The sequence below is a fragment of the Niveibacterium sp. COAC-50 genome (genome assembly GCF_013184235.1).
Taxonomy (GTDB): Bacteria; Pseudomonadota; Gammaproteobacteria; order Burkholderiales; family Rhodocyclaceae; genus Niveibacterium; species Niveibacterium microcysteis.
On the sequence record NZ_JABCJM010000005.1, the window covers coordinates 189,698 to 216,208 of the forward strand.

Sequence of the window (26,511 nt, forward strand, 5' to 3'; positions counted from 1 at the left end):
CGGATCAAGTGCCGCGCGGATCACCGGGCAGGTAGTGCCCGGTCACTTTCTTGTAGGCCTCCGAGGTGCGCTTGCCGGCTTCGCCGTCCACCTTCACGAATACGCCGGGAAAGGTGTTGAGCCATTGCTGCAGGGCTTCGGCACGCTTGAGCTCGGCGGGGTCGGTCGGTTTTTCGGTGGTGTAGCGCACGATCAGCGGCTCGGCATCGGCTGCGGGGGCGGGTTGGTCGTGAAAATCGACGAGGCCACTCTCCGCCAAGCGGCGTAACAGCACCGCTGCGCCGCACTGGCGTGACACGGCGGTGTCGGACCAGGTGCCGTCGGCAACATACTTGCCGCTGCTGTAATGCTGCGAATAGCACCACAGGTAGGGCGAAAGAACATGCGGGTGGCTCAGGCGATAGCCCCATCCGTTGTAGCGTTCGAGCTGGTACAGCGTTCCGGCGAGGCTCCAGTCGGTACTGGCGCCAAGCCCCTTCAGCGTGAGCGCGTCGATCGCGCTCTCCTCCCAGGTGAAGGGCGCTTGCCCGGTCTTCGGCCGGCCTGCGGGTACCTGCACGGTTCGCGCGGTGAGCGGGTCGCCGTTGTGCAAATGGCGGTCGAATCGTCCGCTGGCCTCCATGTTGTGCACCACGGCGATGAACCCCCATGGAATACCCGTTGCATCCGCCACCACGGTGTAGCGATCGCGATCGCCATTGATGCGGCGGACGCTCGCCTCGACTTCGCCTGCCCGTTCCGGGCGGATGATCACGCTGTTGAACAGCGTGTCGTACTCGCGCCGCAATGCATCGGTGAGCGTGACGTTCGGCATGGCGGGCCTCCTTCGCTGTGGGGCGTGGTCCCCAACTGAAGGCATAGACTGGCCGCGCGGCTAGCGCAATCACGGCATGCAGTCTTACGTGCAGCAGTCCGTCGATTGCGGCTACCACAGTGCGTCGGCGGCCGCCATGACATCTGCCAACTTGAAGTTCACGCGCGCGGCGCCTTTAATCAGGATCAAACGCCTTTGCAGGCAGCCTCAAGCACTTTCGTCACCAGCCGTATGCCAGTCCGATGTCGGAATTCTCGTTGGCGTTTTTCCAAGCGGCGTTTGCCGCGACGCCTGGGTCAATGACCGCGTGGTGCGCCCCTTCAGGCGCGCTTTTCTGAATACTGGAGTGAATCATGAGGATTAGCATCGTCCAGCGTCTCTGGATGCTGGTGGCAGCAGCGTTGCTGGCGCTTGTGACGGTTGGCGCGATCGGGGGTTACATGGCGCGCTCGGCGCTCGGGCGGCTCGATCATGTGCACACCAGCACGCTGCCCGCTCTGCAGACGCTGAATGCGGTGGAGCGCAATTTCTTCCTCATCCGCGTCAATGCCTACGCGCATGTCGTTGCCGATGCGGCGGATCGCAAAACGGCGCTGGAAGCTAACGTGCAGACGGCGCGTGACGCGGTGGCGACGCTGTTCGGTGACATCGACAAGCAGTTGATCGACAACACCGACAAGACCCTGCTCGAGACCGACCGCAAGGCCTTCGGCAAGTACCTCGGCATTCTTGAGGAAGTCCTCGCCGCCTCGCGCGCCAACGATGTTGCAACGGTGCGCGACATCGTCGCGAACCGCTGGAAACCGGCCGGCGATGAGGTGACGGCTACCCTCAAGGCGCATACCGACTACCACAAGCGCCTGGCTGACGAGGCGCGCGCCCAGGCCGCCGTTGATGAGCGCGAGGGTCAGTGGACCTCATGGGGCATCATCGTCGTTGGTGCGGCGCTGATGTTCGCGTTTGGCGCAGTGCTGGTGCGTGATATCGGTCGAGGGATCCATGCGCTGGAGCACAGCGTGCAGCGGATCGGCAGCGAGCTGGACTTCACCGTGCGGGCCCCGGTACATGGGCGCGATGAGCTGGGCAACATGGCGAATGCCTTCAACGGCTTGATCGAGCGCCTGCAGGCCAATCTGCGCGACATTCAGCAATCGGCGTGCGAAGTCGCGGGCGCCGCCGGCACGCTCGCGACGACATCGAGCGAAGTGGCGACTGCATCGGAGCAGCAGAGCAGCGCTGCCGCGAGCATGGCCGCCAGCGTTGAGCAGATGACCGTGAGCATCAACCATGTTGGCGATCGTGCCGGGGAAACCCGCGCGTTGGCCGGCGCCTCGGGCGAACAGGCAAGTGACGGGCGCCAGGTGATCGAACAGACCGTGGGCGACATCAACGAGATTGCCAGCGTGGTCCACGCGGCCTCGGGCCATCTCGAACGGCTTGGCGAGCAGGGCGAGCAGATCTCGACCGTGGTACAGGTGATCAAGGAAGTTGCGGACCAGACCAATTTGCTGGCGCTCAACGCCGCCATCGAGGCCGCGCGGGCAGGTGAGCAGGGCAGGGGCTTTGCGGTGGTGGCAGATGAGGTGCGCAAGCTGGCGGAGCGCACGGCAGCGTCGACGCAGCAGATCAGCCAAACGATCAGCGCGATGCGTGAAGCGACGGTTGCTGCCTCACAGCAGATGAGTGCCGCCGTGCAGCGTGTAGAGAGCGGGGTCGAGCGCGCCAGCAACGCCAGTGCAGCGATTGGCCAGATCGAGGAAGGCAGCCGGCGCACCGTCGAAACCGTGGGCGAGATTGCGGATGCGATGCGCGAGCAGAGCAGTGCAAGCACCTCGGTGGCGCAGAACGTCGAACGCATTGCGCAGATGGCGGAAGAGGGCGCCTCGGCTGCGCAAAGCAGTGCCGAGGCGGCCCAATCACTGGACCGTTTGGCCCAGCAGATGCAGGCGGTGGTGGCGGCTTACCGGCTCTGAGTTGGGAGCCCGGTGCGACTCAGTTTCGGTACTCGAGCTCGGAACCGTCGCCGAAGCGGATGCGCTTCGGCTCCCAGTCGATCAGGAGTTCGCTGCCGGGCATCGCGACGAAGTCGCGGTCGTCTTCCGATACCCCCTTGCGCAAATCGGCACAGCGCACTTCGACCGGTGCGCCGGGTTCCAGCGCTTCGCTGCGGTTGAAGTAGCAGTGGTCCGCGATACCCAGTTCGTCCTCGCGGGGATGGACCTTACGCAGGTTTACCGTCGCCTCCAGTGAGCGGATCGTCTGGTTCGTCAGGTTCTCCAGGCGATAGGTTGTCACCAGTACGTCGTGTTCGTTGCCCTGCGCACGTTTAGCACTGCCCCGGTCGCCAGGGGCTCGTTGTGCTTCGCTGGCAGGCATGATCTCGCGCCGCACGAGGTCGATCGACACCGCTTCGCGAAGCGGCGCCAGCGCGGCATCGCGTTCGGCGCGGCGCGCCTCCATCTTCTTTTCCTGCTCGGCCATGCGTACGAGGAACTTGCGCTGCAGCGCGATCGCCTCGCCAACGGTGCGCGCAGTCAGCGGTTCGTCCGGGTCTGCAAATTGCGGCGGCAGCACATCACCGCGGCTGCGCTTCACATACCCATAAACGAGTGCGCGTTCATTCTTCGGCAGCTTGTCGAGCTTTGCCTGAATCGCCGAGAGGTCCGTGCTGCCGACCGGCAATTGTGCGCGGTAAGGGTTGCGCAGGGCCATCGAGCCCCAGATCGCGAGGGCGACCAGGATCAGCGCAGTGATGAAGCGAGATTTCGTCATGTCAGTTTGCCGAAGTCCTTGGGCGCAGGTTTACCACTCGGTCGATTCGCCGCGGCTGCCGCCGCTGGCCGTCTGGCCCAGCATGTCGAGCGCCACCGCTTCGGCGACCTTGATGCCATCAACGCCGGCTGAAAGGATGCCCCCAGCGTAGCCGGCGCCTTCTCCGGCCGGGAAGAGGCCGCGGGTGTTGATGCTCTGGAAGTCGTCGCCCCGCTTGATGCGGATCGGCGATGAGGTGCGTGTCTCGATCGCAGTCATCACCGCGTCATCCATCGCGAAGCCCTTGATCTGCTTGGCGAAGGCGGGCAGCGCCTCGCGCAGTGCCTCGACAACGAAGTCCGGCAGGCATTGCGACAGGTCGGTCCAGTGCACGCCCGGCTTGTACGAGGGTTCGACACTGCCGCAGGCAGTTGATGGCCGGCCGGCGAGAAAGTCGCCCACGCGCTGCGCAGGGGCCGCATAGGTGCCGCCACCGGCCTCGAACGCGCGGCTTTCCCAGTAGCGCTGGAAGTCGATGCCCGCGAGCGGGTGGCCGGGGTAGTCCTTCTCCGGCGAAATGCTGACGACGATGCCGCTGTTGGCGTTGCGTTCGTTGCGCGAGTACTGGCTCATGCCGTTGGTGACGACGCGGTTCTCTTCCGAGGTGGCAGCGACCACGGTGCCGCCCGGGCACATGCAGAAGCTGTAAGCAGCGCGGCCGTTGCTGGCGTGATGCACCAGCTTGTAGTCGGCGGCGCCGAGGATCGGGTGGCCGGCGTTGGGGCCGAGGCGGGCGGTGTCGATCAGCGATTGTGGATGCTCGATCCGCACGCCGACCGAGAAGGGCTTCGCCTCGACGTAGACACCGCGGTCGTAGATGGCCTTGAAGGTGTCGCGCGCGCTGTGGCCCACCGCGAGCACGACATGGCGCGTCTCGATGCGGCTGCCGTCGGCGAGGATCACGCCGCGGACCTGGCCGTCGGCAATGTCGAAATCGGCGACGCGGCTCTGGAAGCGGATCTCTCCGCCCAGCGCTTCGATGTTGCCGCGCATTTCCTCGACCATGCCGACGAGGCGGAAGGTGCCGATGTGCGGTTTGCTGACGTAGAGGATCTCTTCCGGCGCGCCGGCCTTGACGAACTCGGTCAGCACCTTGCGGCCGTGGAATTTCGGGTCCTTGATCTGGGTGTGCAGCTTGCCGTCGGAAAAGGTGCCCGCGCCGCCTTCGCCGAACTGCACGTTCGATTCCGGGTTCAGCTTGCTCTGCCGCCACAGGCCCCAGGTGTCCTTGGTGCGCTCGCGCACCGCCTTGCCGCGTTCGAGGATGATTGGCTTGAAGCCCATCTGCGCCAGGATCAGCCCGGCAAAGAGCCCGCACGGGCCCATGCCGATCACGACGGGGCGCTCCCGCAGACCCTCGGGCGCCTGGCCGACAAACTTGTAGGCCATGTCGGGCGTGGAGCCGACATGGCGGTCACCGGCAAGGCGCTTGGCCACGGTGGCTTCGTTGGCGACCGAGACGTCCACCGTGTAGACCAGCAGGATGCGGTTGCGTCGCCGTGCGTCGTAGCCGCGCCGGTAGATCGAGACTTCAAGCAGGTCTTTTGCCTTGATGCCCAGCCGTTGGCAGATCGCGGCTGGCAATTCTTCAGCGGCGTGATCGAGCGGCAGTTTGATTTCGGTAAGGCGCAGCATGGGGACAATCGGACCGGGTTGAAACGGCCGGTATTGTAGCCCGTGCCGCTTGTGCGGCAGGGCGTGGGCTCAGCCGGCAGCCTGCCGCTTTGCCGCGTAGGCGGTTGCGCGTGTTTCGTCGCCCTTGGCCCGGTAAAGCAGTTCGAGTTCCTCGAATACGTCCGGGTCCGGTTTGCCGGCTGCGTCAGCCTCGCGCGCCAGGCGAAGCTGGATCGCCAGCGCATCGTCGAGCTTGCCCTGCGCGCGCAGCGTCCAGGCGATCATCCACCACGCCTCGCGGATTCGCTCTGCCTTGCCTTCGCGCTCGCGCGCGGCGAGGGCGAGCCGGAACTGCGCCATCGCCTCGTCGTAGCGGCCTTGTTCGTGTAGCGCGTAGCCGATGTTGTTGCGCAGCGAGCCTTCCCAGCGTTTGGCTTCAGCCTGGGGCGATGACTCCATGTAGGTGAGCGCCTTTAAATCCCATGCGAGCTGCGCCTCGGGCGCAGTGTCTACAAAGGCCATCATGTGCAGCGCGTCGATCGCGAGGTAATCGAGCTTGGCGTCGCGCGCGGTCTCGAAGGCCTCGGTGTAGAGCCGGCGGGCGGTCTCGCGGGTTTCCGCGGTTTGCGATTCCGGGGTGTGGGCGGCCGAGGCCCAGGTGCGCCCCAGCTCAAGCGCGTAGCGCACGCGGACCTCGGGCGATGCCTGTTTGGCCGCCTCGCTGATCGAGGCCAGCAGCGCTCGCCCGCGCTCGGCTTCGTTGCGAAGGCCATAGCTGCGCGCAATCTGCGTTTGCAGGATCAGCGCCTCGTCGGCGCTGGCGCCGTTCAGTGCATCGCGAAAGCGCTGTTCGCTGAGCGCCGGGTTGCCGAAGTCCCACAGGCTCGTGATGTCCAGCGCCATGGCAGGGGGGCTGAGCAAGCTCAGCCACAGCAGGCCGCACGCCGCAGGCCGCTTCAGGATGTTCGCGCTTGGACCGCGCAACCGGTCGCTCATGTGCCGCTCCGAGGTTTCGCCGAGCACATCGTAGCGCCGGCTCAAGGCGTGAGCGTCGATCCGCTGATCTTCGGCGCGCCCTCGCCGAGATAGAAGATACCCGGGTAGCCGGCGGTTTCGAAGCCCGCGCTGGGGTTGGCGCTCAACACCGAATCGGTGATCGACAAGGTGCCGGTGCGGTCGTTGCTGACGAAGAAGATCGCGCCGCCACCTTCCTTCGCGCTGTTGTTGGCGATGCGGGTGCCGCACAGCTTCAGGTCGAAGGTGTTGCCGTCGTTGTAGATCGCGCCGCCGCTGCCGCCGCCGGGCGTGCCGCTGCGGGCCGGGTTGGCGCCGTTTCCGATCGCGCTGTTGTGCGTGAAGACACTGTTGATCACGCTGTACGAGACGCCAATCGCCGACAGCCCGCCGCCGTTCGAGCAGCTGTTGCCGAGCCCCGCCGCGCCGCCAAAGCTGCTGTTCACCACATAGAGCGGCAGGTTCTGCGACTGGCTGAACGCGCGCACCGCGGCGCCGCCGACATCAGGCCCGGTGGCGTCGCACTGGTTGCGGAAGAAGCGGGTGTTCACCAGTTTGAGCCGGCCGCCGCGCGCCCAGATCGCGCCGCCGCCGTCGGGGTTGGCACCGGTGGCGTTGCCGTCGATGAAGCTGATGTTTTGCACCGACACCTGCGGGTGATCCTGGTCCTGGCAGTGCGAGGTGGTCCACACCAGATCGGCATCGCAGGTGTTCATGTACAGGATGCGCGATTTGCCGCCGCCGCTCAGCGTGACCTTGCCGCCGCCGTCGATGACGATCTTCGGGCCGGTGTTGTTGAAGATGCGAGCCGGTTGCGTCATGGTGATCGTGACCGGGCTGGCGCCGCAGTTGAAGGCGATCACGCCACCCTTGGCGATACCGGCGACGACTGCATCGCTGGTGCAACTGGCGGGTGTGCCGTCGCCGATCACGGTGCTGGGCTTCGATGCGTCTTCGGCGGCGGCCTCTGCCGGCACCGCGCAATGGCCGTCCGGGTTGCCGGCGGCCGGGTAGGGGTCGGCCCACACGACCGCGCCACCGCCACCCGATCCGCCGGTGTTGCTGCCGCCACCGGCGCCACCAGTGTCTTGCCCGCCGGACGATCCGCCGCCTCCGCCGCAGCCCGCCAGCAGTGCCGCCACGATCACGATTGCCTCACGCATGTCTGCCTCCAACGAATATGCCGGAAGCTTAACCCGTGTGCGTGGCCGATCACAGGCGCCGGACAGCCTGCGTGGCGTTGGCGCGTCAGTCTGGCCTTGAGGGTTTCGGCTCGGCGCGATGGCGCAAGCGGAAGCGCAGCAGGCTTGCCGCGATCGATCCGGCGCCAAGGGCCGAGAGCCACATGAAGACCTGCGCACCGATACCCCACTGCGCCCAGCTGCCGGTCGTGCCGAAGTAAAGCATCAGCAGGGCGGCTGCACCGTTGCTGGTGATCCCCATGTCGATCACTGCCAGCGGACTCTCGCCGCGGCGCAGGGCCTGCAGGCCGGCCCCGTAGCCGACCAGTAGCGCGAGGTAGGCGGCGCCAAGCAGGCGAGCGATCAACAGTGGCTCGGGCGCTGGCATGCCCAGCGCGACGAACCACTGCGACGGAAACAGCAGCAAGGGCACACACCAGAAGATGGCGGTGATGACGATCTTGCGGATCAGCAAGCCTTTGAGACCACGCATGCGCACTCCCGGGCGGCAGTCAGAGGGGGCGGCAGGGCCGCCGGCCTGCACGAGCGGCATTGTGCTTTAACGCGTGCGACGTGCCGATGACATAGTTGGCCCCGCGCGAGCGCCCGCTACGGTGCCTCGGGCGGGGCGCCGGCCGCCTCGGGCTGACTGGCGTAGTGGGCCTGTTTGCGTGCGTACATGCGCTGGTCTGCCACGCGCTGCAGCGCGTCGGTCGGCGTTTCGTCGCTCGAGGCGTAGCCGATGCTGAAGCTGACCGGCAGCGTCAGCCGGCCTTGCGGGGTGTCGACGACGATGCGGGCCTGCCGTTGCCGCTCCTCCAGCCGGGCGACCAGATGTTCGCAGGCGTCGAGCGTTGCATCCTGCGCGAGGATTACGAACTCGTCCCCGCCGATGCGGCACACCATGTCGCTTTGCCGTAGCGCACCGGCGACCATTTCGACCACGGCGCAGATCAGTGCATCGCCGGCTTCGTGGCCGTACAGGTCGTTGGTGGTCTTGAGCCCGTTGACGTCGATCGAGATCAGGCCGAAGTGCCGCTCCGGGCAGCGTTGCTGCGTGTAGCGCATCTGCAGCAGCGTCTGCTCGAAATAGCGGCGGTTGAAGGCGCCGGTCAGTGCGTCGGTCAGCGCGATGCGTTCCAGCTCGTCCTGCAGCCGGCGGTTCGCGGCCACCGCGGAGAGCTGCCGGCCGTAGAGTTCGACCACCTCGCGTTCGTGCTGGTCGAGCGCCGCAGGCCAGGCGAGCATGCGACCCAGGCCGATGCGGCGGGGGCCGATGAGCGGCAACGCGATCATGTCATGCGCCGTCAGCCAGTCCTCAGTCGGGAAGTGTTCGTCTCCAGCCCACGCGTCGGCAATGCCGGCACCCGGTTCCGCGACTGACCCGCTGACAAACGCTTGCCGCGCCCCTGCGCCGCCCAGCAGCACAGCGAAGCCGCGGCCCGGATACAGCGCCGAGAGCTTGGCCAGGGAGCCGCCCACGCTGCTTGCCAGGTCTTCGTCCCCTTGGAGCTCGATACTGATTTCGAGCAGCGCGCGGAACACATCGCTATTGCGCTGGATGATCGCCAGCGTTTCCTGCAGTTCCTGCGTGCGGGCTTCGACTTTCTGCTCCAGCGACTGGTTCAGCAGGGCCAGCTCGTTCTTCACGCGGCCGTAGTGGATGTGGTAACGGCAGCGGGTCAGCAGCTCGACGCGCGAGATCGGCTTGATCAGGTAGTCGTTTGCGCCGAGCGCGAAGCCCTGGTGGATGTCCTGCGCTTGCTCCCGTGCCGTGAGGAAGAGGATGGAGGTGGCCGCGAAACGTGGGTTCTCGCGGATGCGGCGGCACACCTCGAAGCCGGACATCTTCGGCATCATCACATCGAGCAGCAGCAGGTCGACCGGGCCGTGCGCCTCGAGCATTTCCAGGGCCTCAGCGCCGCTGCTGGCGCGGTGCAGGGTGTAGGGCTCGTTGTAGAAGTAGTTGGAGAGGATCTCCAGGTTGATCGGCTCGTCGTCCACGATCAGCACGCTGGCGTCGTGGCGCGGCAGTGAATCCGCTGACAGCGCAGGGGCGTCGGCGTCGTCGCCCGGTTCGTCATCCGGGAGCGTGAAACCGGGCAGGCGGTGACGCAGCGTTGTCACATCCACCGGAACTTCGCCTTCCGCCGCACGCAGGGTGAGCGTGAAGACGGTACCGCCTTCCGCGGGGCAGTCGACGGCCAGGGTGCCGCCGTGCAGTTCGACGAGCTGGCGCGAAATCGACAGGCCGAGACCGGTGCCGGCGTGGCGGCGTGTGAGCGACCCCTCGACCTGCACAAAGGGGTCGAAGATCAGATCGCGCTTTTCCGCCGGAATGCCGATGCCGGTATCGGCCACCGAGAGTCGCAATTCGCCCGCGGCTGCCGATGCGCGCACCGTGACCGTGCCTTCGGGGGTGAACTTGATCGCGTTGCCAACGAGGTTGTGCAGTACCTGCTGCAGGCGGTATTCATCGGCCCACGCCGGCGGCAGATCGGCCGGCACCTCGTTGACGAGCTCCAGTCCGACGCGCTGGGCGGCGGCTTCATGCAGCGACAGCACGATGTCCACGAGGCTGGAAAGCTCAACCGGGCGCAGCTCCAGCGCGAGCGCGCGGTTCTTGATCTTGGAGAAATCCAGGATGTCGTTGACCAGGGTTTCGAGCCGCTTGCCGCTTTGCTCGATCAGCCGCACGTTGCGGAACACCTTGGGCGAGAGGTCGCCAGCGGCGCCGTCGAGTAGCGAGGACGCAATGCCGATGATGCCGTGCAAGGGCGTGCGCAGTTCGTGCGAGGTGCTGGCGAGGAAGTCGTCCTTGAGCTTGTCGGCCTGCTGCAACTGTTCGTTGGTATTGCGCAGTTCGTCGAGCTGGCGCGAGATGCGCTGGCCCATTTCGCTGAGCGTGCTGTACACCCGGCGGAACTCGGCGAAACCCGAACTGGCCGGCGCCGCAGCGTAGCGACCCTCGGCGTAATCCCGCGCGAGGGTTTCAAGCTCGCGCAGCGGCCGCCCAAGTCTGCGGCCGAGGTAGGTTACGGCGAGGGCGAGCGTCCCCACCGCAACCACCAGCAGCAGACAGAGCAGCCACAGGGTTCGTCGCAGGTCCGCAAAGCGCACGCTGTTCGGCTCCGAAACGCTCACGATCAGGCGCGGCAACTCGCCGGCGGCCGAGCCGCCTTCGACCCTCGCTTGCGCCTGTTGCACATCGTCGCGCGCGCCCTGCGCCGGCGCATCGTCAAAATCAAGCGAGACCGACTGCGCGCGGGCGAGGTAGCGGTTCGCGGTCTCGCGTAGCGAGGCCAGCGGAATCACAGCCACCACCAAGCCTTCCATCGGCGTCTGTCGGCTGTAACGTTGCAGGAACAGCGGGGTGATCAGCACCAGCAGGCGTGGGTCCGCCGCTTTGCCTTCATTGCCGGCGACGCGCAGTAATTGGTTGGCGAGCCGTGCATCGCTGAGCTTGAGCCACAGGCCGTGTTCGCGGTAGCGCTGCGGATCGGGCATCGCGGCGCGGATGTAGGCGAGCAGTGGGCCGAGCTCGGCGATGCCGGCGGGTTCCGGCACCACGTCGATCAACTCGTAGTTCTTGTCGAGCAGGAAGTTGGCGGCAACCGCGGGTGATTCGCGGATGAATTCGTCTGCGATGGCGGTCGCACGGGTGCCGAAAAAGGGGCTGCTGATCGACAGCGCGAGATCCTTGTCGTGCGCGGCTGCCAGGAAGCGCGATGCGGCGAAACTCAGTTCGTGGCGGATCTCGGTTGCCAGGCGTTCGGCGGTCAGCCGAAGTTCGGTCACCGCGCCGTCCCGAGTGCTGGCATACACATGCCAGATGTACGGAATCGACACCGTGAGCACCGGCACCAGCGCCGCGGTGAGAATGAAGACCAGAATGGTCGAGCGGAAGCTGCGCAGCATCGCGATCAGGTGTGGGGCCGGCCGGCGTGGGCCGGCATACGCTGTCGGGTATTCATGCGTCGCGCCGTGTTCAGTAGTCGGTGCGCCGCTGCGCGCGCTCGGCGTGCTGCTGCATCAGTTTGGCGGCCTCGGTGGCGCTGACGCGCCCCTGGTACATGGCCGAGAAGCCCTTCGCCAGGCCTTCCCAGGCGAAGGCCATGCCGCGGTCGTTGGGCATTGCGCGTGCAAGCTTGAGCTGGTTCAGCGAGGCTTTCAGGTTGTCGTCTGCCTTGGCCAGCACATCGCGGTACACCGTGGCGTTAACCGGCAGGTGGCGCGTTTCGTCGAACCAGCGGCGCTGAACTTCGGCGCTTTGCATGTAGCGCATGAACTTGAGCAGGGCGTCGCGCTTGGGCCCCTTCAGCGACAGCCCCGGAAACGCCAGCACATAGCCGGAGTACATCGGCACCAGGTTCTTGCCCGGCTCCACCTGGGGCAGGACGGTGACGCCCAGTTTGTCGCCCAGCGCATCCTGTAATTCGCGCATCGCCCAGTCGCCATTGATCGCATAGGCGAATTCGCCCGCCATGAAGCGGTCCAGCGCGCAGTCGGTGCGGCACTCCTTCAGGGTCAGCCCGCGGGTGACGAGGCCGAAATAGGTGTCCAGTGTCTTGGCCATCGCGGGCGTATCGAGCGTGATACCGCCCTTGGCATCCACGGGCCAGCCGCCATAGGCGCCGTAGAACGGCACCATCCAGTACATCTCGCCGAAGTTGGTGCCGAGCGCTTTCACGCCCTTGGCTTGAAGGGCCGGCAGCTGCTGGGTCATTTCAGCGAGCGTGCGCGCTGGCTTGCTGACCAGCGAGCGGTTATAGAACAGCATCAGGTGGTTGCCCCAGAACATCGGTGCGCCGAGGTTGCGCCCTTCGAAGAGGCCAGACCCCGCCGCGTTGGGGACGAGATCGCTCGATTTGCCGACGGGGGGCACGTCCGAGTACTTGAGTTCCTTGTCGAGCGCGAGGAAGTCGGTTGGCACCAGCACCACGTCCGGCAAATCACCGTCCGTCGCATGTCGCAGCAACGAGCCGCGCAGATCCGCCTGGTTGAGCCAGTTGGTCTCGACCTTGATGCCGGAGGTCTTGGAGAAGTCCGCCGTGATCGCGGCCAGCAGTTCCGCGTTCTGCTGCGAATTCCAGAACACGAGCTTGGGCGCGGCATACAGGGGCACCGCCGCCGCAAGCGCGAGCAGGCCGGCGAGGCCGCGGATCAGGGTACGAAGATGCATCGGTTTCTCCAGAGATGTCGCCAGCCCGAATGGTGCGAAGGCTCTTTGGCCTTCGTTCTATTGACGCTATCCCCGGTATACGACCGCCTTTGCTGAAACTTCAGCCCGCAAGGGGGCGGCTTGCTCGGCGTCAAATGCTGAACCCGAGTCCACTCGGTCGTGGGCGCCGCGCCGGGGGCCATGCCCGGTGTGCGCCAGCGTACCGACCCCGCGGGCGATCTCCGTCACCCTGACGTCGCGAGCTTTGGCGCGCATAGCGCGACGAGGCCCCGGTTTTCTGTCGGCACGGCCTGGGCGTTGAACACCACGTTCGTAGTCGTCGGCGCACAGAAGGATCTTTCCCGCAGTGAGCGCGCCGTGCACTCAAGACCACGAATGGATCGAGGAAACAATGAAACTCCCGAGCAACTACAGCGTTTGGCGCCGTACCCGTGCGAGCGGCCGGCCCGCAATCATGCTGGGCACTTTGATCTTCGCGGCAGCCTGCGCGAGCGTGCCCGCCCCGACAGAGCAGGTGGCTGTGTCCAGTGCGGCGGTTGTACGCGCCGCAAGCGCAGGCGGTGGCGAGGCGGCACCGGCGGAGATGCAGACCGCGCGCGACAAGCTGGACCGCGCGAAGCTCGCGATGGCCGCCGAGGACTTTGACGTGGCGCGTCGGCTTGCACAGCAAGCCCAGGTGGATGCACAGCTCGCCGAAGCCAAGGCCCGTACCGGCAAAGCCCGCAAAGCCTCGCAGGAGGTGAGTACCGACGCCAAGGTGCTGCGCGAAGAGCTTGACCGCAAAGCCCAGTCGCCCACAGACAAGGAATGACCATGACCCAAAATCGAAGCTTTGCGATGACGCTCATCGCCGCCGCCGTGCTGGCTGCCTGCAGCACCGCCCCCATGAACAACGCCATGCTGGATCAGGCGCGCTCGGACTACCGCAGCGCCCAGGACGACCCGCAGACGCGTGACCTCGCCGGTGGCGAACTCAAGTTGGCAGGCGATGCCGTCACCACCGCCGACGCAGCGTTGCAGCGCGGCGAGCAGACGGTTGAAGTCGACCATCTGGCCTACGTCGCCCGGCAGCGCGTCGCGATTGCAAACGAAACCGCGAAGCAGAAGGCGGCTGAGCTGGCGGTGAGCAACGCCGGCGCCGCGCGCGACAAGGCGCGGCTCGATGCGCGCACGAATGAGGCGGACGCGGCCGGGCTCAAGACAGCGCAAGCCCAGCGCGACACCGCGTCGGCCAAACGCGACGCCAGCGACGCGCAAGCCCATGCAACGGCGCTCGAAGCCCAGCTCGCTGACCTCAACGCCAAGCAGACCGAGCGTGGCATGGTGATCAGCATAGGTGATGTGTTGTTCGACACCGACCGGGCCGAACTGCGCTCCGGCGCCGCACGCAACGTCGACAAGCTCGTCGCGTTCATGAAGCAATACCCTCAGCGCAGGGCCATGATCGAAGGCTTTACCGATAACACCGGCAGCGACAGCCACAACCTGTCACTTTCGGGGCGGCGTGCGGATGCGGTGCGTACCGCCATGGTCGACATGGGGGTGGGCGGTGAGCGCCTGACGACCCACGGCTACGGCGAAGCCTTCCCGGTGGCCGGAAACGACAGTGCTGGCGGTCGGCAGGCCAATCGCCGCGTAGAGATCGTGCTGTCTGACGAAGTGGGCAACATCACTCCGCGCTGAAATCGCGGAGTAGCACGGCCGCGCCGGGCGTTTTGCCCCGCGCGGCCGTTTTCATTCTGCGGCGGTCGTCGCCGCAGATCGGCCACTGGTCAGGGCGAGCGCACCAGGATGTAGCCGCGGTTCTCGACCAGATCGAAGGTGCGCATCCCGCGGATCAGTGTTGCCAGCGGCATCCATACCCAGCCCGCGCTGTCCGGGTTCACATCCATCAGTAGCACTGAGTCCGATTCGGCGTCGTAGGCGCCAAGCGGCGAAATGTGTGCCCCACCTTTCTGGCCGACGGCGTCGCGGCGATAGTTGACGATCACGTAGTCGCTGGAACGCTCAAGGTTCTCGGACAGGTCGCGCCGGATCTGCGCGTCGCTGACTGAGTCGGTCGCCACCACGAGGCGGGTGCTCACCCCATGGCCACGCAGCAAGGCATCGAGTTGCCGCAGTTGGTAGCCCCCATCCTGGACCGTCTTGCCACCAAGCGTGATGGGCTCGCCGAGCACCTGGGCGCGAGTCTTGGGGCCCTGTTCGATGACGCTTTCCTGCGTGAAGCGTGGCACCGTCAGATCGAACCCCGCGGGCAGGTGTTTTTCGTCCTCTGGACGCAGGCGGCTTCGATCGCGTGGCGCATCCCCGCGCCCGGCATGGATCGCGTTCAGCACGATCGCTGCCGTTGTCGGCCCGCAGAAGGCCCTGTTCGATTGTGGTTCGAACTGGTTTGCCAGGGCAGGGAAGTCCGCGGTGCCGCTTGCATGGGCCAGGCGCGCCATGCCGGCCGAGCTGTTGAACGGCAGCAGCGCGGGCGTGGCAGGGTCGTCCGCCATCGCCGGCGCCATGAGGGCCAGGCTGACGAGGGCGGCGAGGCCAAAACGGCAAAGCGGCATGTCCATCTCCCAAGTTTCGGATGACTATAGTGGAAAGGCGGGCCGCCACGCTGCGGCCGCGCAGACAAGAACATCCAACCCAGACAGAGGCCCGAGATGACAGCTCCGTTGACCCGCCGCCGCATGCTCACGCTATCCGGCGCTGCCGTGCTGAGTGTTCCCCTCGTGTTCTTTGCGCGTTCGGCCCCTGCCAGCACCAACGCCGCGCAGCGTGCCGCGTTGAAGTACCAGCCGACGCCAAACGGCATCTCGCAGTGTGCAAACTGTCTTGAGTTCCTGCCGGGCGCGTCTGACTCCGCACCCGGTGGATGCAAGCTGATGCCGGGCGATGACGAGATCTCGCCCTCCGGCTACTGCACAGCCTGGAACACGATGTAGGCGTGTGTCCCCACTGCGCGACGCGTAGGGCCGGGTGATGAGCGTGGCCGCCGGGATTACCGGCGCGGTTTGCGCTGACTCAGTGGGCGGTGCGGGCTGTCGCGCTAGAGTTCGCATTCCTCCCTCGCCGCTACTTGCCGAACATGATTACGTCGCCTGCCGCCCTGTCCGCGCCTTTCGCTCAGTTGGTCGAACGCATCCATCGCGAAGCCACCGTTGTCGACAACCAGATCATCAAGATCGACCACTTTCTCAATCACCGCATCGAGCCCGCATTCATGACCGCGATGGGGCAGGAGATTGCGCGGCGTCTGGTGACCTACAAGCCGGATATCGTGCTGACGGCGGAAGCAAGCGGCATCGCGCCCGGGCTGGTTGCTGCAATCGCGCTTGATGTGCCGATGGTCTACGCGAAGAAATACGCGCCCATGATCGAGCCGCCCGCGTATTCGCGCATCGTGCCGTCGCCGACCAAGGGCGGTGAAACGCGCCTCGTGATTGGCAAGCGCTATCTGTGGGAAGGCGCGCGCGTCGTCATCGTCGACGACATTCTCTCCAACGGACGTACCAGCCAAGCGCTGATTGAAATGGTCCGCGAGGCCGGCGCCGAAGTGTTTGCGGCCGCCTTCATCATGGAAAAGCGCTTCAAGAACGGGCGCGACATCATCGAAGCGATGGATGTACCGGTGGCTACGCTGGCACAGGTTGTCGGCATCGAAGCCGGCAAGGTGGTGATGGCGGGCGCCTGAGCACTGGCCAGCCCGCTTCCGCGATGCCGCCAGTGGTAACGGGTTTCAGGTGCGCAGTCGTGAGCTGATGAACAACGCCAGCCCCAGCCCGGTCACGACATCTTTGCCGTAGGGGATGTGCTCGAACGACACCAGCGTGACGATGAAGAGCGGGATCGTCGCGAGGAACACATGCGGATAGCGCAAGCCTTCGCAGTAGGTGCGCAGCTTCTGCGGCAGATATTTGGCAATGGCGGGCGAAAGAGACATGGCGGGGGCTCGAAGCGGGTTTGCGTGATCCGTGCGCCGCGGCGGGCTGCGACACACTGGCTAGTCGGCCAGATTGTAGCGTGGGCACCGTTCGAGCCCGTCGGCTGACCGGTGCGGAGGCGGATTCAGGTGCGCAGCGCGCGCAGTTCCTTGTTCATGAAGCGCACCCGCATTGCCAGCACGCAGGCGATGCCTTCGAAAATATGCGCCGCCGCCGCGCTCTGCGAATCGGCCAGCGCGTTGAAGCGTTCGCGCGACAGCACATAGCAATCGACTTCGTCGAGCGCTGTGGCGTCGGCAGCGCGGCGCGAGGGATCAAGGAAGCCCATCTCGCCGATGAAATCGCCGCGGCCGAACGTGCCGATATGCCAGTGGTCCTTGCCCTGCAGTGGTAGCACGACGCGGACGGTCCCCTTGCGGATGAATAGCAGTTCGTCCTCCGGGCCACCGAGATTGAGCACCTTGGTGCCCGCGGCGTAGCGGCGCTCTTCGATCACCGATGCGATGGCTGTCAGGCTGCCCGGCCTCCAGCCGAGCAGGGTTTCGATCTCGTCGAGTTCGAGCGGCGCTTCGTCGACCGGCGTCAGCCCCGGTTCAGTGCTGAGCATCTGGCTCTCGATCCATTCCAGCGCCTGATCCAGATCGCGGAAGGCGAGCGCCTTCTCGGTATCGCGCACGAGGCCCACCTCGCGCAGGTAGCGCTTCATCTTGAGGCCACTGGGCAGTCCGCGGGGTATCTCGGTGAAGATCAGGTAGGCGCCGGCCGCGTCGAGGCGTTCCTTGATTTGCTCCAGCGCGTGCGTTGCGCTGAGATCCAGCGATTGCACCCGGCGCAGGTTCAGCACGACATAGGTGCGCTGGCCGATCTCCGGTTCAAGAGCCTGGTAGAGCTGATTCGCGGTGCCGAAGAACAGCGCGCCCTGCAGCTCGACGATCACCATCTTGAACCCGTCGCGCAGCAGGATCTGCAGCTCGACCTCGTGCCGCACGACGCGCGAGAACATCTCGCCGCCTTCGAGCTTGCGTCGCAGGATCGTGCTGCGGCTTTGCTCGCGCAGGAACAGCACTGCGGCGAGGGCGATGCCCGCGCCGGACGCAGCGATCAGGTTGAACACCAGCGCTACGCCGATCACGGTAAGGATCACGAGAAAGTCGAAGCGCGTCGATTCCGTGCGGAAGAAGGCGAGGCTGTGCCAGTCGATCATGCGGTAGCCGACTACCAGCAGGATCGCGCCCAGTGCTGCGATCGGCACCCACGCTACGAGCGAGGACAACAGCAGGAAGGCGAGCAGCGCGAACAGGCCTTCCAGCATGCCGGAGCGACGTGTCTGCGCCCCGCTGGAAACGTTAACCAGCGAGGCCCCCATGGTGCCCGCGCCAGGGATGCCGCCCAGCAGTGCGGACCCGATGTTGCCGAGGCCCTGGCCGATCATCTCGCGGTTGGGGTTGTGGTGCGACTTGGTCATTGCATCGAGCACCACGCAGGTCTTCAGCGTGTCGATTGACAGCAGGGCGGCCAGGGACAGCGCGGGCATGAAGACCTGCGCGAGCAGCGCGGGCGTCCAGGCGTGCAGCGTCAGCGCGTGTTGCCCCATTGCGTCGAACAGATGCCCCTCGCTCTGGTTCAGCGGACCGACGATCAGCGGGTTGTGCTGCAGCTGCCACAGCGCCGGGTTGGCGCCTCCAAGTGCGAGATAAGCGAGCACGCCACTGAGCAGCGCAATGATCGCGGCCGGCACCGCGCGTATCACGCGTGGTGCGCCGAGCATCACGCCGATGACGACCGCACCGACCAGCAGGGCCTCCCAGCGCCAGCCCTGCGGATGCAGCAGCGCGCCCCACAGACTGGCGGTCTTGTCGGCACCCAGCACGCGGGGCAGCTGCCCGCCGATGATCGTCAGGCCCACGGCGGACAGATAACCGCTGACCACCGGGTAGGGGATGTAGCGGATCAGTTTGCCGATGCCAGAGAGGCCGAAGGCGATCTGCAGGGCGCCGGCGATGAGCCCAATCAGCATCAGCATCAACAGCACGGTTTCGGGGGGTGTGCCGCGCCGGCCGAGATCCAGCGACAGCGCAGCGAGCAGGGCGGCCGCCGGAGCGCAGGGCGCGGTGATCAGCCGATCGGTGCCGCCGAATATCGATGCAATCAAGCCCAGCGCGGTCGCGCCGAGAATCCCGGCCATCGCCCCGCGTGAGCCAAAGTCGTCGCCCAGCGGGGCGAAAATCGTCACGCCGAAGGCGATTGCCGAGGGCAGCGCCACCAGCATCGCTGCCAGACCTCCCCACGCATCGCCGGCCCAAGCCTGCCGCGAGCCACCCGAATTCATGTTCCACGCCCCGGTTCTGTGACCGACATCGTTGCGTGTCGCCCGCGAGGGGCACCTTATGGTTCAGCCTAGTCCCGGAACCTGCGCGCCACAACGCGATCGCGCATCGGATTTGCGCGAACACGCAGCAAACTCCGCAAGCCGGGACAGCCTCTGCGAAGCACCCACGCCCTAGAATCGACTGATCTGTCGCCGACTCGGCGCATCAGCCCTGGAGAGTGTCACGTGAGGCTTGCTGGATCGATTCACTGTTCGTTCGCCGCCGTTCTGCTGTGTATCGCTGCCTGCGATGCCGGGGTCAGCCACGCTGCCAAGCCCGCGTCCGCTCCGACGCCTGCGCCCGTGCCGAAGAACGCGCGTTACAAGGACGCATCGCAGCCTGTCGAGGCACGGGTGGAGGATTTGCTGGCGCGCATGACGCTGGCCGAGAAGATCGGCCAGATGACGCAGGCCGAGCGTGCGGAGGCGCGGCCGGGTGATGTGACGGCACTGATGCTCGGCAGCGTGCTCTCCGGCGGCGGCAGTGGGCCGAGCCCGAACAAGCCTGAGAGCTGGGCCAGCATGATCGACGCCTACCAGGACGCAGCCACCGCGACGCGGCTGGGCATACCGGTGATCTACGGCATCGACGCGGTGCACGGACACCAGTCGGTCATTGGCGCCACCGTGTTCCCGCAGATGATCGGCCTCGCCGCGGCGGGCGACGCCGATCTGATGAAGCGCATCGGCGAGGTCACCGCCCGCGAGATGGCGGCAACCGGCATCTACTGGAACTTCAGCCCGATGGTCGCCGTAACGCAGGACATCCGTTGGGGCCGCGCCGCCGAATCACTGGGCGAAGATGCCGCCACGGTCGGCACGCTCGCCACCGCTTACGTTGGCGGGCTGATGGCGCCGATCGCACCGGACTCCGCGCAGATCCTGCCCACCGCCAAGCATTTCATCGGCGACGGCGGCACGGCGTGGGGGAGTTCGCGCCAGAGCATCATGGGCGTCCAGTACCGGCTCGACCAGGGCGACGCGCAAGGCGACAGCGAGGCGCTGCTTGCACGTTACCTGCCTCCCTACAAGGCTTTGATCGACGCCGGCACCGGCAGCGTGATGGCCAGTTTTTCGAGCTGGAACGGCGACAAGCTGCACGGTAATAACGCGCTGCTGACCGGCGTATTGAAGGAGCGACTCGGCTTCAAGGGCTTCGTGATCTCAGACTGGGACGGCATCCAACAACTGCCCGGCAGCTTCGAACAGCAGGTGACGACCGCCATCAACGCCGGCGTCGACATGGCCATGGTGCCGAAGGACTACCGCGCCTTCGTGCGCGTGCTGACCGACGCCGTGAACAAGGGCTCTGTGCCGCAGGCGCGAATCGACGATGCGGTGCGCCGCATCCTGCGTGCCAAGTTCGCGATGGGGCTGTTCGAGCACCCACGCGCGCTACGCAGCCTGCAGGCCGAATTCGGCGGCGCGGCCCATCGGGCGGTCGCGCGTGAGGCGGTCGCCAAGTCGGCGACGCTGCTGAAGAACGCCGGCGCTTTGCCTTTGGCGCGCGGCAAGTCGATCTTCGTTGCCGGCGAATTCGCCGACAACCTAGGCTTCCAGTCCGGCGGTTGGACCTTGCAATGGCAGGGCGTCAGCGGCAACGGCGAGATCGCCGGCACCACGCTACTCGAAGGCATCAAACAGGTCGGTGGTGCGACGACGGCTGTCAGCTTCAAGGAAGACGGCAAGCTCGACGGCCGCGCCGATGTAGGCATCGTGTTTGTCGGCGAACCGCCCTACGCCGAAGGTGTGGGCGACCGCGACATCGACGAGCTTGCGCTCGATCGGCGTGAAGTGAGCGCCATCGACGCCATGCGCAGCCGCGTCGACAAACTCGTGCTGGTCGTTGTTGCCGGCCGGCCGCAGTTGCTCGACAAGGTCATCGACAAGGTCGATGCCGTCGTGATGGCCTGGCTACCCGGCAGCGAAGGCGCTGGTCTGGCTGACGTGCTTCTCGGCGACAAACCCTTCACCGGCCGCCTGCCAGTCGGCTGGCCCGCTAGCGCGGCCGGTTACCAACGCGCCGATGCACCGCTCGACATGCGGTGCACGAGTTTGGTGTGGGCTTTGGGCGATGGCATGGACGTCAGCGGAAAGGCGCTTGGGCCGGGGCGATGCACGCGCTAAGGTCGCGACGTTCTTGCTACCGTGAGGCAGACGTCCTGCGAGGCAAATGCGCTAGGGTTTAGCAGTGTTCCCAGAAGAGCTCGTTCCATGGCCGTAGGTCCATCTCGCTGGACCACGCCGATCGCGGCTGCCGGTGCAGAGCGATGATGGTTTCGGAAATGTGCACAGGGTCGGACTGCGGCCCGCCGTCGTCGCGCTGGACGCCTTCATGGATGTCAGCATCGATGACGATATGGGCGACATGGATGCCCTGAGACCACAGCTCACGAGCCAGCACCTGCGCGAGCGCGCGCTGACCGAATTTGCCCACCGCGAGGTTCAGGTGGCCGGCGCGGCCGAGCAGGGACGATGTGGAGCCGGTCAGGATGATCGTCCCACGTTGAAGCGGAAGCATCGCGCGTGCGGACTCGCGCGCGACCAAGAACGAACCCAGACAGTTCTTCCGCCAGCCTTCCTCGAACGCAGGCACTTCGATATCGACGGTAAGCCCCGGGCCGAAGCTCTGCAGGGCATAGACAACCAGATTGGGCGCGCCATGGTTGGCTGTGACTTTAGCGAAGAGCTCGGCGACCGAGGCCTCATTCGTCGCGTCGCAGCCGTACGCAAATGCGGTGCCGCCCTCGCGCTCAATTTGCGCGACTAGCGTATCCAGGCGTACCGCATTGCGCGCAGCAACAACGACCGCCATCCCATCATGCGCGAGCCGCCGAGCGAGCGCGTGGCCATAACCCGGCCCAACGCCAACGATCATGGCGATCTCTTTCTCTCGTGACTGCGGCAAGTCCTGGGTTGTTGCCAGAGGAGCGTGTGTTGGGGCGTGGCTGGGCTTGGGCGCGGCGAGCCAGCGACGGTGTCGCGCTGCTGCGAGGCGCACGCGCCGTGCGGCGTTGCGAGTGACCGGAACGGATCGATCCAGCCGGAACACCACGGCGATTGGACCGAAAGGAATGGCGCGCCAGCGCTTGAGGCTCTTCCAGAGTTCTCGCAGCATGTTGCCCCCTCAGTCGTGAGCCTACCCCTGCGCGCGCCTCGCACATCGAGCGTGATGGTGTTGCACGAGGGGATTGCGCTGAGCGAAATCGCCAGACTAGGCCGCGCCGGCGAGCGGCAGGATTGATGCGGATCAGCCGAGCCCGCCGCAGCGAAACCCCTCATCGACATTTGCGACCGGCGTCGCGATATATGTCACGAAACCGGGTGATGGTGCATCGCGAGCCTGATCGTCAGGCTTGGCTCCTGCAAGGGCGGTAAAATGCCGGCCTTCCGTGAATCGGGCTTTTCTTGCCCTATCGAGATGGCTCCGCCGCAACTGATTGACCTCGTCCTCTCCGCCGACCGTCCGCGCTTGCGCCGCGCGCTGCGCGAGCTGCCTCAGCGCGCAAATGCGCTTGCCGACTTGCCGGAGACCTTGCGCGCGAAGTTCGAGTCCTCGATTGCCGAGCGCGCGACGCGCCGCGCCAATCTGCCCAAGCCCAGCTTCCCTGAAGAGCTGCCGGTCAGCGGCCGGCGCGCCGAGATCGCCGAGGCGATCCGTACGCACCAGGTGGTGATCGTCTGCGGCGAGACCGGCTCGGGCAAGACGACGCAGCTGCCGAAGATCTGCCTGGAACTGGGGCGGGGCGAGGCGGGGCTGATCGGGCATACGCAGCCGCGGCGGCTGGCGGCGCGGGCGACGGCGACGCGCATCGCCGAGGAATTGCAGAGCGAGCTGGGCACGACGGTCGGCTTCAAGGTGCGTTTCACCGACCACACGAAGCGCGAGAGCTACATCAAGCTGATGACCGACGGCATCCTGCTCGCCGAAACGCAGGGTGACCCGCTGCTGGCCGCCTACGACACGCTGATCATCGACGAGGCGCACGAACGCAGCCTCAACATCGACTTCCTGCTCGGCTTCCTCAAGCAATTGCTGCCCAAGCGGCCGGACCTGAAGGTGATCGTGACCTCGGCGACGCTGGACGCCGAGCGCTTCGCCAACCACTTCGCGCAGCACGGCAAGCCTGCGCCGGTGATCGAGGTGTCCGGTCGTCTGTACCCGATCGAGGTGCGTTACCGCCCGATCGAGGACGAGGATGCGGTCGAGAAACCGCCTGTGCGCGCAGGCGTGCGGGTCGCGGAATCGAAGAGCCGTAACCCGAACAAGGATCTCTACGAGGCGATCTGCGACGCGGTGAGCGAGCTGCAGCGCGAGGGGCCGGGCGACGTGCTGGTCTTCCTGCCCGGCGAGCGCGAGATCCGCGAGGCGGCCGAGGCGCTGCGCAAGAACCACCCACCGGGCGCCGAGATCCTGCCGCTGTTCGCACGCCAGACCGCCGCCGAGCAGGCGCGCGTGTTCTCACGCTCGAACGGGCGCCGCGTGGTGCTCTCGACCAACGTGGCCGAGACCTCGCTGACGGTGCCGGGCATCCGCTACGTGGTCGATTCCGGGCTGGCGCGGATGAACCGCTACAGCCATCGCAACAAGGTCGAGCTGTTGCAGATCGAGAAGATCGCGCAGTCCGCCGCCAAGCAGCGCGCGGGCCGCTGCGGCCGGGTGCAGAACGGCATCTGCATCCGCCTCTACGACGAGGAAGATTTCAACCGCCGGCTGGCGCACACCGAGCCGGAGATCCTGCGCTCCTCGCTCGCGGGCGTGATCCTGCGCATGAAGTCGCTGCGGCTGGGCGCGGTGGAGGAATTCCCCTTCCTCGAAGCGCCGCTGCCGCGGATGATCGCCGACGGCTACCAGCTGCTGAACGAGCTGGGTGCGACCGACGATGCGAACAACCTCACCGCCATCGGCCGCGAGCTTGCCAAGCTGCCGCTGGACCCGAAGATCGGCCGCATGATCCTCGCCGCGCGCGACCGCGGCGCGCTGCGCGAGGTGCTGATCATCGCCGCCGCGCTGTCGGTGCAGGACCCGCGCGAACGGCCGCAGGAGCAGAGCGGCACCGCCGACCAGGCGCATGCGAAGTTCCGCTTGTCGCCGGATTCAAAGGACGAGCCGAAGAGCGAATTCCTGTGGTTCGTGAATGCCTGGAAGGCCTTCGATCACATCTGGAAGCACGAGTCGTCGAGCAAGCAGAAGGCTTGGTGCAAGCAGCACTTCCTCAACTGGATGCGGATGCGCGAGTGGCGTGACATCCACGGGCAGTTGCACTCGCTGTGCGCCGAGCACGGCTGGAAGGAGAGCGAGCTGCCCGCTTCGTATGAAGCGATTCACAAGGCGCTGCTGACCGGCTTGCTGGGGCACATCGGCTGCCGCGTCGAAGACGCCTCCGGCCCGGCCGCCGGTTCCTACCTCGGTGCGCGGGCGATCAAGTTCTGGCCGCATCCCGGCTCCTACCTGAAGAAGACTGTCGGCAAATGGCTGATGGCCGCCGAGCTGATCGACACGTCGCGGCTCTACGCCCGCTGTATCGCCAAGATCGAGCCGGAGTGGGTGGAGGAGGTGGGCGCCCACCTGATCAAGCGCAGCGTCTACGAGCCGCACTGGGAGAAGAAGTTCGGCGCCGTGCGCGCATGGGAACGCGGTGTGCTGCATGGCATCACGCTCTACCCGCGGCGTGCGGTGGGCTATGCCGAGCACGACCCCAAGCTGTGCCGCGAGCTGCTTATCCGCGAAGGCCTGGTGCAGGGAGATGTCGACGAAGCTGCCCTGCGGCAGATGGGCTTCCTGACGCACAACCAGCGCCTGATGGCCGAGATCGAACGGCTGGAGCACAAGACCCGCCGTCCGGACGTGCTGGTGGACGACGAGCTGATCTACGCTTTCTACGATGCGCAGATTCCGGACAACGTCACCGATCTGCGCAGCTTCGAGGCCTGGCGCAAAACCGCCGAGCGGGCGAACGCCAAGGGCCTGTTCCTGGTGCGCGAGCAGCTGATGCGGCACGAGGCCGAGGGCGCGACCAGCGACCGCTTCCCGGCCGGTTTCGAGGTGCTGGGGCAGAAGCTCAAGCTCACGTATCTGCACGAGCCGAACGACGCGGAGGACGGCGTCACGCTCACCGTGCCGTTGGCGATGCTTAACCAGATTCCGCTTGCGCGCTGCGAGTGGCTGGTGCCGGGCCTGCTGGAAGAGAAGGTCACGGCGTTGCTCAAGACCGTGCCGCAGAAGCACCGCCACCGTCTGCAGCCGATCGGGCAGTCGAGCCGCGCCTTCATCGAGCAGGTGGAGGCGGGCGAGGTGAATCGCGAAGACGGCCTGATGCGCGCGCTGCAGAAATTCGTCGAGGATCGCGTCTCGCTGAAGCTGCCGCTGGAGAGCTTCCGGCCCGAGAACCTCAACCCGCACTGCTTCATGAACTTCCGCGTTATTGACGAGCACGGCCGTGTGCTGGGCATGTCGCGCAACCTGCCGGAGCTGCGCACGCGGCTCAAGGACCAGGTGCAGGCGGCCTTCAAGGCGGCGCAGGTGCCGGGGTCGATGGGGGCGCAGCTGGCGGCGCTGAAGGTGGCAGGCAAGCCGGCGGAAGCATCGCCCGAGCCTGCACAGCGTGGGGCCGCCGCGAAGCCGGGCGCCCCATCGCCGCAGGCGGAGGCGCCCGCGAAGAGTCAGTCGGCGCAGCTGACCGGCCTCACCAGCTGGAGCTTCGGCGAACTGCCCGAACTGCTCGAAGTGAAGGTCGCCGGCCGCATGGTCATCGGCTTCCCCGCGCTGCAGGACGACGGCGAGTCGGTGAGTCTGACTGCAGTCGACACCGAGGAGGAGGCCGCGCGCGTGCATCGCAAGGGCCTCGCACGACTCTTCGCGCTCACGCTGAAGGACCAGGTCAAGGCGGTCGAGAAGTTGCCCGGCCTGCGCGAGCTGGCGCTGCACTTCATCCCCTTCGGCACCGAAGCGGAGTTGAAGGCGCAGCTCGTCGCCGCGACGCTGGAACGCACCTGCCTGATGGACCCGCTGCCGACTAACGCGGAAGCCTTCGCACAACGCGCGCAGGACGCCAAGTCACGCATCTCGCTGGTCGCGCAGGAGCTGATGCGCCTGGCCGGTGCGCTGGTCGTCGAGCATGCCTCGCTGACCAAGCGCTTCCTCACGCTCAAGGGCCAGCCCGACACGCTCGCCGACCTGCAGCAGCAGCTCGCCAAGCTGATGCCGAAGAACTTCCTGCTCGCGTACCCGTTCGAAAAGCTCACGCACTTCAGCCGCTACCTCAAGGCGATGGGCGTGCGCATCGACAAGCTGCGCACCAACCCCGCGCGCGACCTGCAACTGCTCGCCGAATGGAAGTCGCTCGCCCAGCCCTTCGAGCGCGAATGGCTCGCCAAGGCCAAGGCCGGAGTGATCGACCCTCAGCTCGAAGAGTTCCGCTGGCTGCTCGAAGAGTTGCGGGTGGGGCTGTTCGCGCAGGAACTGAAGACGCCGATGCCGGTGAGCGTGAAGCGGCTGCAGAAGATCTGGGATGCCCGCCCGCGCTGATGTGCTGTCGTCTTTTGCCCGCCGTGTTCGCTGTGACCAGGTTCTCCTATGCCACCACCAGGCC

Annotated in this window: 19 protein-coding genes; 7 read left to right on the forward strand and 12 right to left on the reverse strand. The window is 66.2% G+C overall.

The genetic code is table 11. The features are described from left to right. Nucleotides 1-4 precede the first annotated feature (4 nt). On the reverse strand, nucleotides 5-814 hold the full coding sequence (locus tag HH302_RS18065; protein ID WP_172203657.1) for a hypothetical protein: 810 nt from the start codon (nucleotides 812-814) through the stop codon (nucleotides 5-7). A gap of 353 nt (nucleotides 815-1,167) precedes the next feature. On the opposite strand from HH302_RS18065, the gene HH302_RS18070 reads away from it, so the two are divergent. Then, entirely contained in the window at nucleotides 1,168-2,787 is a 1,620-nt protein-coding gene (locus tag HH302_RS18070) for a methyl-accepting chemotaxis protein (protein WP_172203658.1), read from the forward strand. A gap of 19 nt (nucleotides 2,788-2,806) precedes the next feature. Here the strand turns inward: HH302_RS18070 and HH302_RS18075 are convergent, their stop codons facing one another. The 7 genes from HH302_RS18075 to HH302_RS18105 all read right to left on the reverse strand — a co-directional run bounded on the left by HH302_RS18075 (nucleotide 2,807) and on the right by HH302_RS18105 (nucleotide 12,616). Next, complete coding sequence (locus tag HH302_RS18075; protein ID WP_172203659.1) at nucleotides 2,807-3,586, reverse strand: hypothetical protein; 780 nt, start codon at nucleotides 3,584-3,586, stop codon at nucleotides 2,807-2,809. A gap of 30 nt (nucleotides 3,587-3,616) precedes the next feature. Continuing rightward, nucleotides 3,617-5,260, reverse strand: a complete 1,644-nt coding sequence (locus HH302_RS18080; protein WP_172203660.1) for an NAD(P)/FAD-dependent oxidoreductase — start codon at nucleotides 5,258-5,260, stop codon at nucleotides 3,617-3,619. Nucleotides 5,261-5,329: 69 nt separating this feature from the next. After that, nucleotides 5,330-6,235 (reverse strand): tetratricopeptide repeat protein, encoded by a 906-nt coding sequence (locus tag HH302_RS18085; protein WP_172203661.1) that lies wholly within the window; start codon nucleotides 6,233-6,235, stop codon nucleotides 5,330-5,332. A gap of 41 nt (nucleotides 6,236-6,276) precedes the next feature. Beyond that, complete coding sequence (locus tag HH302_RS18090) at nucleotides 6,277-7,416, reverse strand: hypothetical protein (RefSeq protein WP_216661971.1); 1,140 nt, start codon at nucleotides 7,414-7,416, stop codon at nucleotides 6,277-6,279. A gap of 85 nt (nucleotides 7,417-7,501) precedes the next feature. Further along, on the reverse strand, nucleotides 7,502-7,927 hold the full coding sequence (locus HH302_RS18095) for a hypothetical protein (RefSeq protein WP_172203662.1): 426 nt from the start codon (nucleotides 7,925-7,927) through the stop codon (nucleotides 7,502-7,504). A 116-nt stretch (nucleotides 7,928-8,043) separates the two neighbouring features. Further along, a complete protein-coding gene (locus HH302_RS18100; protein WP_172203663.1) occupies nucleotides 8,044-11,352 on the reverse strand; it encodes a diguanylate cyclase in 3,309 nt (1,102 codons plus the stop codon). A gap of 70 nt (nucleotides 11,353-11,422) precedes the next feature. Further along, on the reverse strand, nucleotides 11,423-12,616 hold the full coding sequence (locus tag HH302_RS18105) for an extracellular solute-binding protein (protein ID WP_172203664.1): 1,194 nt from the start codon (nucleotides 12,614-12,616) through the stop codon (nucleotides 11,423-11,425). Between the two features lie 391 nt (nucleotides 12,617-13,007). On the opposite strand from HH302_RS18105, the gene HH302_RS18110 reads away from it, so the two are divergent. Both HH302_RS18110 and HH302_RS18115 read left to right on the forward strand, forming a co-directional pair. Continuing rightward, nucleotides 13,008-13,427, forward strand: coding sequence for a DUF4398 domain-containing protein (locus HH302_RS18110; RefSeq protein ID WP_253946203.1), 420 nt, complete (start codon nucleotides 13,008-13,010; stop codon nucleotides 13,425-13,427). A 2-nt stretch (nucleotides 13,428-13,429) separates the two neighbouring features. Further along, nucleotides 13,430-14,299 carry an OmpA family protein gene (locus HH302_RS18115; protein ID WP_172203665.1) on the forward strand — a complete coding sequence of 290 codons (870 nt, stop codon included), beginning with the start codon at nucleotides 13,430-13,432 and terminating at the stop codon, nucleotides 14,297-14,299. A gap of 89 nt (nucleotides 14,300-14,388) precedes the next feature. Here HH302_RS18115 and HH302_RS18120 read toward each other — a convergent pair whose 3' ends face one another. Further along, complete coding sequence (locus HH302_RS18120) at nucleotides 14,389-15,174, reverse strand: phytochelatin synthase family protein (RefSeq protein WP_172203666.1); 786 nt, start codon at nucleotides 15,172-15,174, stop codon at nucleotides 14,389-14,391. Between the two features lie 96 nt (nucleotides 15,175-15,270). Here HH302_RS18120 and HH302_RS18125 point away from each other — a divergent pair, with 96 nt between their 5' ends. Next, on the forward strand, nucleotides 15,271-15,552 hold the full coding sequence (locus HH302_RS18125) for a high-potential iron-sulfur protein (RefSeq protein ID WP_172203667.1): 282 nt from the start codon (nucleotides 15,271-15,273) through the stop codon (nucleotides 15,550-15,552). A gap of 143 nt (nucleotides 15,553-15,695) precedes the next feature. Beyond that, entirely contained in the window at nucleotides 15,696-16,301 is a 606-nt protein-coding gene (gene xpt / locus HH302_RS18130) for a xanthine phosphoribosyltransferase (RefSeq protein ID WP_172203668.1), read from the forward strand. Nucleotides 16,302-16,346: 45 nt separating this feature from the next. Here xpt and HH302_RS18135 read toward each other — a convergent pair whose 3' ends face one another. After that, nucleotides 16,347-16,550: a hypothetical protein gene (locus tag HH302_RS18135; RefSeq protein WP_172203669.1), complete on the reverse strand. Its 204-nt coding sequence runs from the start codon at nucleotides 16,548-16,550 to the stop codon at nucleotides 16,347-16,349. A gap of 125 nt (nucleotides 16,551-16,675) precedes the next feature. Next, nucleotides 16,676-18,880, reverse strand: a complete 2,205-nt coding sequence (locus HH302_RS18140) for an SLC26A/SulP transporter family protein (protein ID WP_172203670.1) — start codon at nucleotides 18,878-18,880, stop codon at nucleotides 16,676-16,678. 225 nt (nucleotides 18,881-19,105) lie between these two features. On the opposite strand from HH302_RS18140, the gene HH302_RS18145 reads away from it, so the two are divergent. Continuing rightward, on the forward strand, nucleotides 19,106-21,046 hold the full coding sequence (locus HH302_RS18145; RefSeq protein ID WP_216661972.1) for a glycoside hydrolase family 3 protein: 1,941 nt from the start codon (nucleotides 19,106-19,108) through the stop codon (nucleotides 21,044-21,046). Between the two features lie 58 nt (nucleotides 21,047-21,104). Here the strand turns inward: HH302_RS18145 and HH302_RS18150 are convergent, their stop codons facing one another. Then, nucleotides 21,105-22,037, reverse strand: a complete 933-nt coding sequence (locus HH302_RS18150; RefSeq protein ID WP_246479800.1) for an SDR family NAD(P)-dependent oxidoreductase — start codon at nucleotides 22,035-22,037, stop codon at nucleotides 21,105-21,107. A 303-nt stretch (nucleotides 22,038-22,340) separates the two neighbouring features. Here HH302_RS18150 and hrpA point away from each other — a divergent pair, with 303 nt between their 5' ends. Next, entirely contained in the window at nucleotides 22,341-26,447 is a 4,107-nt protein-coding gene (gene hrpA / locus HH302_RS18155) for an ATP-dependent RNA helicase HrpA (RefSeq protein WP_172203671.1), read from the forward strand. The last annotated feature ends 64 nt before the right edge of the window (nucleotides 26,448-26,511 follow it).

What these genes read in the sequence shown, in the direction of transcription:
- HH302_RS18065 (WP_172203657.1), bottom strand. Translation starts at nt 814, where the DNA reads ATGCCGAACGTCACGCTCACCGATGCATTGCGGCGCGAGTACGACACG.
- HH302_RS18070 (WP_172203658.1), top strand. Translation starts at nt 1,168, where the DNA reads ATGAGGATTAGCATCGTCCAGCGTCTCTGGATGCTGGTGGCAGCAGCG.
- HH302_RS18075 (WP_172203659.1), bottom strand. Translation starts at nt 3,586, where the DNA reads ATGACGAAATCTCGCTTCATCACTGCGCTGATCCTGGTCGCCCTCGCG.
- HH302_RS18080 (WP_172203660.1), bottom strand. Translation starts at nt 5,260, where the DNA reads ATGCTGCGCCTTACCGAAATCAAACTGCCGCTCGATCACGCCGCTGAA.
- HH302_RS18085 (WP_172203661.1), bottom strand. Translation starts at nt 6,235, where the DNA reads ATGAGCGACCGGTTGCGCGGTCCAAGCGCGAACATCCTGAAGCGGCCT.
- HH302_RS18090 (WP_216661971.1), bottom strand. Translation starts at nt 7,416, where the DNA reads ATGCGTGAGGCAATCGTGATCGTGGCGGCACTGCTGGCGGGCTGCGGC.
- HH302_RS18095 (WP_172203662.1), bottom strand. Translation starts at nt 7,927, where the DNA reads ATGCGTGGTCTCAAAGGCTTGCTGATCCGCAAGATCGTCATCACCGCC.
- HH302_RS18100 (WP_172203663.1), bottom strand. Translation starts at nt 11,352, where the DNA reads ATGCTGCGCAGCTTCCGCTCGACCATTCTGGTCTTCATTCTCACCGCG.
- HH302_RS18105 (WP_172203664.1), bottom strand. Translation starts at nt 12,616, where the DNA reads ATGCATCTTCGTACCCTGATCCGCGGCCTCGCCGGCCTGCTCGCGCTT.
- HH302_RS18110 (WP_253946203.1), top strand. Translation starts at nt 13,008, where the DNA reads ATGAAACTCCCGAGCAACTACAGCGTTTGGCGCCGTACCCGTGCGAGC.
- HH302_RS18115 (WP_172203665.1), top strand. Translation starts at nt 13,430, where the DNA reads ATGACCCAAAATCGAAGCTTTGCGATGACGCTCATCGCCGCCGCCGTG.
- HH302_RS18120 (WP_172203666.1), bottom strand. Translation starts at nt 15,174, where the DNA reads ATGCCGCTTTGCCGTTTTGGCCTCGCCGCCCTCGTCAGCCTGGCCCTC.
- HH302_RS18125 (WP_172203667.1), top strand. Translation starts at nt 15,271, where the DNA reads ATGACAGCTCCGTTGACCCGCCGCCGCATGCTCACGCTATCCGGCGCT.
- xpt (WP_172203668.1), top strand. Translation starts at nt 15,696, where the DNA reads ATGATTACGTCGCCTGCCGCCCTGTCCGCGCCTTTCGCTCAGTTGGTC.
- HH302_RS18135 (WP_172203669.1), bottom strand. Translation starts at nt 16,550, where the DNA reads ATGTCTCTTTCGCCCGCCATTGCCAAATATCTGCCGCAGAAGCTGCGC.
- HH302_RS18140 (WP_172203670.1), bottom strand. Translation starts at nt 18,880, where the DNA reads ATGAATTCGGGTGGCTCGCGGCAGGCTTGGGCCGGCGATGCGTGGGGA.
- HH302_RS18150 (WP_246479800.1), bottom strand. Translation starts at nt 22,037, where the DNA reads ATGCTGCGAGAACTCTGGAAGAGCCTCAAGCGCTGGCGCGCCATTCCT.
- hrpA (WP_172203671.1), top strand. Translation starts at nt 22,341, where the DNA reads ATGGCTCCGCCGCAACTGATTGACCTCGTCCTCTCCGCCGACCGTCCG.